Below are 7044 nucleotides of genomic sequence, written 5' to 3' on the forward strand. Positions count from 1 at the left end.
GGTTACTTTATTCCTTCTGTAGTAAGTCCATCTTCATTGATGTCAACGACGCCCAACTCAGATAGGAGTGAAACTACCAACTCGTCAGACCTCCCGGCATAAAATTCGTCGACTTGAGCGCAAATTCTGTTAAATAGTCCGATTGTATCTTCAAGGACATCTTCTAATGGTCTCTGAATGCCACGAGGAACTCGATGCAGACGATGAAGAGGATTCATGCATATAGCAAGTGACACGTCACGAACAGCAGCCCATCCACCATGCACAAAGGTAGATGACCACCCATAGTAAGCATCGTATTCGTACTTCACGCCGGCAGTTTCAGCCATCTTCCGCAAATCGGCATTGCACCAATGGCCCAAATCGACTGTAACAAACTCTTCGGATGCGTCTTCATTCGCGATGAGTTGGAGCGACTCCTCACTAAGAAAATTTGGGCGACTTTCAAGCTCATTTAATTTTAGCAATGCAAGCTTCGCCTGACCAACTCCATAGTTGCGATACCTCAACCAAAGTTGATCTTCGTTTTTCGCCGCGAGGTAGGAGAGCGTAATCCTACACTCAGTTAACGAACGTAGAAGCAATCTGCCAGCTATCCCAAACCGGTTGTTACCGTTCATTACCTCTAATAACAAGTTTCCGGCAAAAAGTGCAATACCAAAAACCGCGTCAATCTTTGCGTCAAGTCCAGTCGTTGATTGCAAGCGAAGGAACCTTTCAACCAACTCATACTGTTTTTCGAACCAGGAGGCCTGTAGTGATTGCAAGTCAACTTCCGGAACTTCAGCTGTTCGTCTATCTGGAATGCATTGACTTTTCTCAAGAGATTCCTGCCAGAATGACCTGCACCACTGGGATTCGACATCCTCCCCATCCTGGGTCATCATCCTAAAGGCCATCTCTGCCGCGCGTATAGACGGTCTGATGAAGCGCATTTCCTCGTCCTCGGGCTCAATCTCCATGTATTTCCTTAATCTTTCAGCCATTGTTTCCGGGAACTGTGCCTGTCCTTTAAATATCTTGAAGATCAGAACTAGCCATCGAATATCAGTTGACTGCTGAGATTGATGATCCAAGCACTTGCTGATTGCCTCTGCAAGCACACCAACATCGTCTTCTACAGATTCCTGCTGAAGTTCAGAAAGCCATCGCTCCCGGGCTGGTAAAGATTGCAGAACTAGGAGCGGACGTAGTGATTTTATGCCTGCTGGATGCAGCTTTATGACAGCACATATCTGTTCGATTCCGTCGTTAGATACGCCCAGCGCAGAGTGGGTAAGGTTCGCTGTATCAAAGGCTTTATTTCGGCTCGCAGCGCCAAGGTCAATTGCAATACGAAGGAAAATTTGAAGTAAATCTTTTCTCGGGATCAGGTTGGCTGCTAATGCGGCCCATAGAAATTCAGGCAGATGATTATTTAACCAAGATGAGAATCGCAACTTTTCCTGCGGGAGCATATGTATCATTGGTGGAAGCAGCGTTTTTCCAACCCTTTTATGCTGCAGTAGAGTGCTTCTATTACTATTTAGATTATTCCGCCTCTTACCCTTCTTCTTCTTTCCCATAAACTCCCCTAGGTAACTTATAAAATCACCGACCTTCTACTATCTGGCAATCACAAATATCACAAATATGGAGCTCACTTCGGTCGATCAACATGGATGCAAGCAAGCTAAGAATTGAAGTTGGGTGAAACTCTGAAGCTTCTCGACGATTCCTTAGAAGTACTAGCCACCTATTTTGGGTAAATTTAAGAAGCTCGCTCACGGCGCGTTCTCCGTAGTTACAATCTCAGGAAGATCGCAGACCATGACCGACGGTAAAGTATTACAAAAAATATCAGGGCTCAACAGCGATTTCGATGCACTTGATGTTCCAAAGAACCACGTTATGACAGTCAAATCGTTTTTGCAGGGTGACTGCCGTTCTTGATCGAACTGGACCGCAGCTAAGAGCAGCACCGGGCCTATCTGCGTACCCCGCAAATGCCTGAATTAGCTATTGAGCCGCCATCATTGCATACCAATCGAGAGCACTTGTATGAGTCAATGGAATCAAATGTGAGTTTAGCCGCTGCCTGAGTCGCTCTCGCATTCGAGTCGCCGTTATCGGCGCCCTTGACCTCCCATACATCCCCCACCCACCATCCTCGGCCCCAGCCTCAACTGGAGAACACACGATGATGAAGTGGATGGGCACCGCGCTGGCCGCGGCACTGCTGGTGAGCGGTTGCGCCAAGGTGGAGGGCGAGAAGTTCGTCGGCCACTGGGTCAATGTGCAGACGCAGGAAGAGACGATGGACATCGAGCGCAATGGCGAGACCTTCATGGTCCGCAGCACCACGCCGAAGTTCTTCAGCCGCAAGCCCAAGACCGAGAGCTACCCGGCGGTCTACAAGGACGGCGCGCTGCAGGTCACCAACGATGGCGAGACGGTGAACTTCGCCATCGACGCGGCCAACGGCCACCTCAACACCGGCGGCGAGCAGTACCAGCGCGTGCCGGCCAAGTAAGCCCACCGCTGTCGCCAGCGCCCGCGTGCAGACCTTGCCGGTCGCACGCGGGCGTTTGCGTTTGCGTTTGTGGCCTAGCCGGCCACGCCGAAGGGCTGCCGGCGCTTGCTGCGTTGAGCAAACGCCGGGCCGGGCGTACCGCCTGTCGCCCGGCCTTGCGCTTCCGCTGCCCTTCCACCCCGCGCAAGCCGTACAGTGCGCAGGCACGCCAGGGTCATGGCGCTGCCCCACCGATCAATCCAGCAACTACGAGGGTGTCATGAGCAAGGGGATGGACCAGAAGAAGAGCCAGAAGAAAGAGCCGACCAAGACGCTGAAGGAAAAGCGCGCGGCCAAGCAGGAAAAGAAGGGCAAGTAAGCCGCCCGGCCTGCAAGACGGCAGACGAGGTCAGGCGCAGGCCTGACCTCGCGTTTTTTAGGCGTGGCGCGTGGCGCTGAGCGTTGGCTTGCGAACCCGGCCTGTCGGACTCTCTCAATCGCTACTGACATGGCCTGCGTAGCGCCCCAACGCGCTGTTGACCGAACAACGGGCCGGCCAGACCGGCTGTGCTAATGTGGGTTTGTGCGGAATTCGGAGCGCGTCATGAGCCGTTTGACCATCGACCTAAGCGATCAGCAGCACCAGAGCCTGAAGGCGCTGGCGGCTTTGCAAGGCAAGACCATCAAGCAATACGCCCTTGAACGCCTGTTCCCTGGCGATATAAACGCTGATCAGGCATGGCATGAGTTGAAAGGCCTGCTTGGGGGACGTGTCGAGGAGGGCCTTGCCGGCAAGGTGTCTACCAAGAGCATCAGCACCATCCTGGATGAAGAATTGGCCGAGGGCCGTCGCGGCTGATGCACGGCTACGTCCTCACCGACGCAGCCGAAGCCGATCTGCGCGGGATCATCCGCTACACCTCGGCACGCTGGGGCCAGCCGCAGGCTCGCCGATACATCGCAGACCTGGAACAGGGCATTGCCCATCTCGCAGCAGGAGAATGCACTTTCAAGGATCTGAGTGCGCTGTACCCTGCGTTGCGGATGTCGCATTGCATGCACCATTACATCTTCTGCCTGCCGCGTGAGCAGGCTCCATCGCTGATCGTGGCGATCTTGCATGAGCGCATGGATCTGATGGTGCGTTTGGCCGGCAGGTTATAGCGCACGATCCACGTAGCGATGGTGTGGCTCTCGACTCAAGCCGCCAGCCGCTTGATCCGTGACGGCAGGCCGCCCAGCGCGCGGTGTGCCTGTTCCAGCTCGTCATCGGCTTGCAGGCCCAGCCAGAAGCGCTCGGTCGTGCCCAGCGCTGCGGCCAGGCGCACGGCGGTGTCGGCAGTGATGCCGCGCTTGCCCAGCACGATCTCGTTGATGCGGCGCGGCGGCACATCGGTAGCCCGCGCCAGTGCGTTCTGGCTGATGCCCATCGGCTCGAGGAACTCTTCGAGCAGGATTTCGCCAGGGTGGATGTTGGGTAGGACTGTCATGGACAGATGCCTCGTGCTCAGTGGTAAACGACAATGCCGGGACTGGGTTTATGCATCTCCGGCCTTCTTGCCAGCTGCGCCACTGCCCCGGGCACGTGCCATCTTCTTCAACTCTCGCGTAGCGGCGTCGAAATCGCGCTCGACCGCTGAGGGCTCGGCCAGCTTCTGCTGCTTGTGGCGTGCGAATTCCGCCTTACCAAATTCCAGCGCCTGCTCACGGCTGACCCGGCCCGCGTGGGTGAGGACCTCTCGGTCGCTTAGCCGCAAAAAGTCGTCAAGCTTGGCGATCCAGTCGGCCATGGTCATGGGCTTGCGGTTCAGCGCCTGAAGCTCGGCAAATTCCAGATAGGCAGTGACGATGCGATTCAGTGCGTCCAGCTCGTCAGGATTTAGATAGCTTTTTGCGACCGTGGCGTCGGATGCACGCGGCGTAGCGCTAACCCAGTTGGTCATCCCGCTATGCGGCTTGCCTGCGTCGGCGCGCTCCATGATCAGCTCGGCGGCAGTGTGTCCGTGCGCAGCCCAATGCATCTTGTTCTGCACCGTAGCGAAAAAGCGCTGGCTGGCCTCGGCCGAGGCATCGTAGTCGACGCTGGTGGCGTAGATCTCCAGCACCTTGCGCCAGAACATCTTCTCCGAGGAGCGGATGTCGCGAATCTTGCCAAGCAGGTCTTCAAAGTAGCCGTCATCAGGGCCACGCTTGAGGCGTTCGTCATCGATGGCGAAGCCTTTGACCAGATACTCGGTAAGCCGGGCGGTGGCCCATTGCCGGAACTGCGTGCCGCGCGAGGAGCGGACGCGATAGCCGACGGCCAGGATGGCACTCAGATGATAGTGATCCACGGCACGACGAACCTCTCGCGCACCTTCGATTTGAACTATCCGGAGTTTCCGGACAGTTCGTTCAGGATCCAGCTCATTTTCAGCAAAGATGTTCTGCAGGTGTTCGCTGATCGTCTTGACTGTGACCTGATACAGGTCGGCCAGCTGCGCCTGGGTCAACCAAACAGAGTCACCCTCCATCCGTACTTGAATGTGTGTCTGTGCATCCTCGCTGCGATACAGGATCAGCTCGGAAGCAGGGGCATCCTTGTCATCGGTGTTCATGCGGTCTCCAAGCGCGTGATGTCATCAGAATAACGAGCCTTGCAGCGGTGCAACCGGTGCCTCTGGCGAATCCTGTGCGATTTCAGCAGCGGGCCGTATTTGTTCCCCACCCAACCGCCACGCCAGGCCCGAGATGCGCGCGGCGTGCCGGGCGAGCGCGCTGCGGATGACCGCTTCGCTGCCGGCCAGGTGCAGGGCGCGGCGGGCGCGGGTGATGCCGGTGTAGAGCAGTTCGCGGCTGAGCACGCGGGCGTCGCGGGTGGGCAGTTGCAGCCAGACGGTGTCGAACTCGCTGCCCTGGGCCTTGTGCACGGTCATGGCGAAGGCGCTTTCGTGCGCGGGCAGTGCGGCGGGGTGGAAGCCGCGCACCTGGCCGTCGCCGTCGCCTTCGAACCAGGCGACCAACGGGCCCTGGGCACGGCTCTCTGTGCCTGGGGCGTGGCGGTTGGCGGTGGCGGCGGACTGGCCTGGCGGTGAGGACGGGCCTTCGTCACTGCGCCCCGAAAAGGGACTCGCATCGCTTCGCAGGCAGATGCCGACATCGCCATTGAACAGGCCGTGGCGGTAGCTGTTTTCGGTGATCAGCAGCAGGCGGCCCTGAAACCAGGGCGAGGCGCTGCCGAGACGGCGGGCGCCGGAGCCGGTTTCGGCCAGCAGTTGTTCGATACGGGCGTTGAGGCCGCGTGCGCCCTGCGGGCCGGCGCGCACGGCGGTGAGCAGGCGCAGGCGCGCGGCATCGCGCAGGGCGGCGGCCGGGTCGTGCGCGTCGGCCAGCGCGCGCCAATGGGCGAGCAGTGCGTCGCGGCCCAGGGTGAGCGGGTCTTCGCCGTCTTCGTGGAAGTGCACGCCGGCCAGCTCGCCGCTGCGCAGCAGCGCCAGGGCGGTGTCGGCGTCGCCGGCGCGCACGGCGTCGGCCAACGGTGCGAGCGCGAAGTCGTGCGCCTGGCGGTAGCCGCGCAGCAGGTGCACGCGGTGGCCGGCCAGGCCGCCGCTGTGGGTGGCGGCGGGCGTGGTATCGCCGGGCGCGTTGCCGAGCAGCGGTTGCAGCGCCTGTGCATCCTGCGGCTGCAGGGTGTCGCCGGGGCCGGCGGCCTGCAGGATGGCGGCGAGCACGTCGCCGGCTTCCACCGAGGGCAGCTGGTCGGCATCGCCGAGCAGGATCAGCTGGGTGCCGTCGGCCACGGCTTCCACCAGCTTGCACATCAGCGGCAGGTCGACCATGGAGGCCTCGTCGACCACGATCAGGTCGAACGGCAGCGGGTTGTCCGCGTTATGGCGAAAGTTCGGGGAATCGGGAATGACACCGAGCAGGCGGTGGAGGGTGCTGGCGCCGGTGGGGAGGAGGGAGTTCCAGGTGGACGGCTGGCCCTCACCCGCCCTTCGGGCACCCTCTCCCGCTTGCGGGAGAGGGGAAACAGCGGGGTTTGCTGGCTCTGGCGTTTGATGGAGAGAGGAAGCGAAGGGGTTCGGTGGCTCTGTCGCTTGATGGGGAGGGGAGGCGACGGGGTGCGGTGACGGCTTCGCTTGCCCGGGCGCGGCTGCCGCGGGAGTGGGTGCGAGCTGGATGCCGTCGGCGATGGCGCGGGCAACGGCCAGGCGCAGGCTCTCGGCCATGCGCTCGGCGGCGCGGCCGGTGGGCGCGGCCAGGGCGATGCGCGGTGCCGGGGTGTTGGATGCTTGCGCCTGCGCGATGCGCAGCAGCAGCAGGCGGGCGATGGTGGTGGTCTTGCCGGTGCCGGGGCCGCCGGTGACCAGCAGCAGGGTACGGCGCAGCGCCAGGGCGGCGGCCTGGGCCTGGCGGTCCTGGTGGTGGGATGGGGCCGGTGGGTGCGTGCCGTCTTGATAGACGGATGGCGCGGGCGGGGCCGTGCCCTCTTGGTGGACAGATGGCTCGGGCAGGCCCGTACCCTCACCCGCCCTTCGGGCACCCTCTCCCGGGGGGAGAGGGGTTGGGTC

General features: G+C 60.3%; 8 protein-coding genes. 4 read left to right on the forward strand and 4 right to left on the reverse strand.

Annotated features, from left to right (window positions below):
* Window positions 1–2: 2 nt before the first annotated feature.
* On the reverse strand, window positions 3–1565 hold the full coding sequence (locus EO174_RS20925) for a DUF5677 domain-containing protein (protein ID WP_126947218.1): 1563 nt from the start codon (window positions 1563–1565) through the stop codon (window positions 3–5).
* Between the two features lie 244 nt (window positions 1566–1809).
* On the opposite strand from EO174_RS20925, the gene EO174_RS23360 reads away from it, so the two are divergent.
* The 4 genes from EO174_RS23360 to EO174_RS20945 all read left to right on the forward strand — a co-directional run bounded on the left by EO174_RS23360 (window position 1810) and on the right by EO174_RS20945 (window position 3655).
* Window positions 1810–1932, forward strand: coding sequence for a hypothetical protein (locus tag EO174_RS23360; protein WP_256359937.1), 123 nt, complete (start codon window positions 1810–1812; stop codon window positions 1930–1932).
* A 247-nt stretch (window positions 1933–2179) separates the two neighbouring features.
* Complete coding sequence (locus tag EO174_RS20930; protein WP_102255212.1) at window positions 2180–2512, forward strand: hypothetical protein; 333 nt, start codon at window positions 2180–2182, stop codon at window positions 2510–2512.
* Between the two features lie 583 nt (window positions 2513–3095).
* The gene (locus EO174_RS20940; RefSeq protein WP_126947221.1) at window positions 3096–3350 is read left to right on the forward strand and encodes an antitoxin; all 255 of its coding nucleotides are present in this window, start codon (window positions 3096–3098) and stop codon (window positions 3348–3350) included.
* Window positions 3350–3655, forward strand: a complete 306-nt coding sequence (locus tag EO174_RS20945) for a type II toxin-antitoxin system RelE/ParE family toxin (RefSeq protein WP_164740290.1) — start codon at window positions 3350–3352, stop codon at window positions 3653–3655. Before EO174_RS20940 ends, EO174_RS20945 begins: the two co-directional genes overlap by 1 nt.
* Before the next feature lie 35 nt (window positions 3656–3690).
* On the opposite strand, the gene EO174_RS20950 is transcribed toward EO174_RS20945, so the two are convergent.
* The 3 genes from EO174_RS20950 to recD form a co-directional block, all read right to left on the reverse strand.
* Window positions 3691–3981, reverse strand: a complete 291-nt coding sequence (locus EO174_RS20950; protein WP_126947224.1) for a HigA family addiction module antitoxin — start codon at window positions 3979–3981, stop codon at window positions 3691–3693.
* A gap of 48 nt (window positions 3982–4029) precedes the next feature.
* Window positions 4030–5088: a virulence RhuM family protein gene (locus EO174_RS20955; protein ID WP_241240053.1), complete on the reverse strand. Its 1059-nt coding sequence runs from the start codon at window positions 5086–5088 to the stop codon at window positions 4030–4032.
* A gap of 24 nt (window positions 5089–5112) precedes the next feature.
* A partial coding sequence (gene recD / locus EO174_RS20960; protein WP_164740291.1) for an exodeoxyribonuclease V subunit alpha occupies window positions 5113–7044 on the reverse strand: 1932 nt, incomplete at its 5' end.

This window comes from Xanthomonas sp. BRIP62418, from assembly GCF_003993495.1.
GTDB lineage: Bacteria > Pseudomonadota > Gammaproteobacteria > Xanthomonadales > Xanthomonadaceae > Xanthomonas > Xanthomonas euroxanthea.

Coding starts and splice junctions, on each gene's coding strand:
- EO174_RS20925 (WP_126947218.1), bottom strand. CDS start 1,565: ATGGGAAAGAAGAAGAAGGGTAAGAGGCGGAATAATCTAAATAGTAAT.
- EO174_RS23360 (WP_256359937.1), top strand. CDS start 1,810: ATGACCGACGGTAAAGTATTACAAAAAATATCAGGGCTCAACAGCGAT.
- EO174_RS20930 (WP_102255212.1), top strand. CDS start 2,180: ATGATGAAGTGGATGGGCACCGCGCTGGCCGCGGCACTGCTGGTGAGC.
- EO174_RS20940 (WP_126947221.1), top strand. CDS start 3,096: ATGAGCCGTTTGACCATCGACCTAAGCGATCAGCAGCACCAGAGCCTG.
- EO174_RS20945 (WP_164740290.1), top strand. CDS start 3,350: ATGCACGGCTACGTCCTCACCGACGCAGCCGAAGCCGATCTGCGCGGG.
- EO174_RS20950 (WP_126947224.1), bottom strand. CDS start 3,981: ATGACAGTCCTACCCAACATCCACCCTGGCGAAATCCTGCTCGAAGAG.
- EO174_RS20955 (WP_241240053.1), bottom strand. CDS start 5,088: ATGAACACCGATGACAAGGATGCCCCTGCTTCCGAGCTGATCCTGTAT.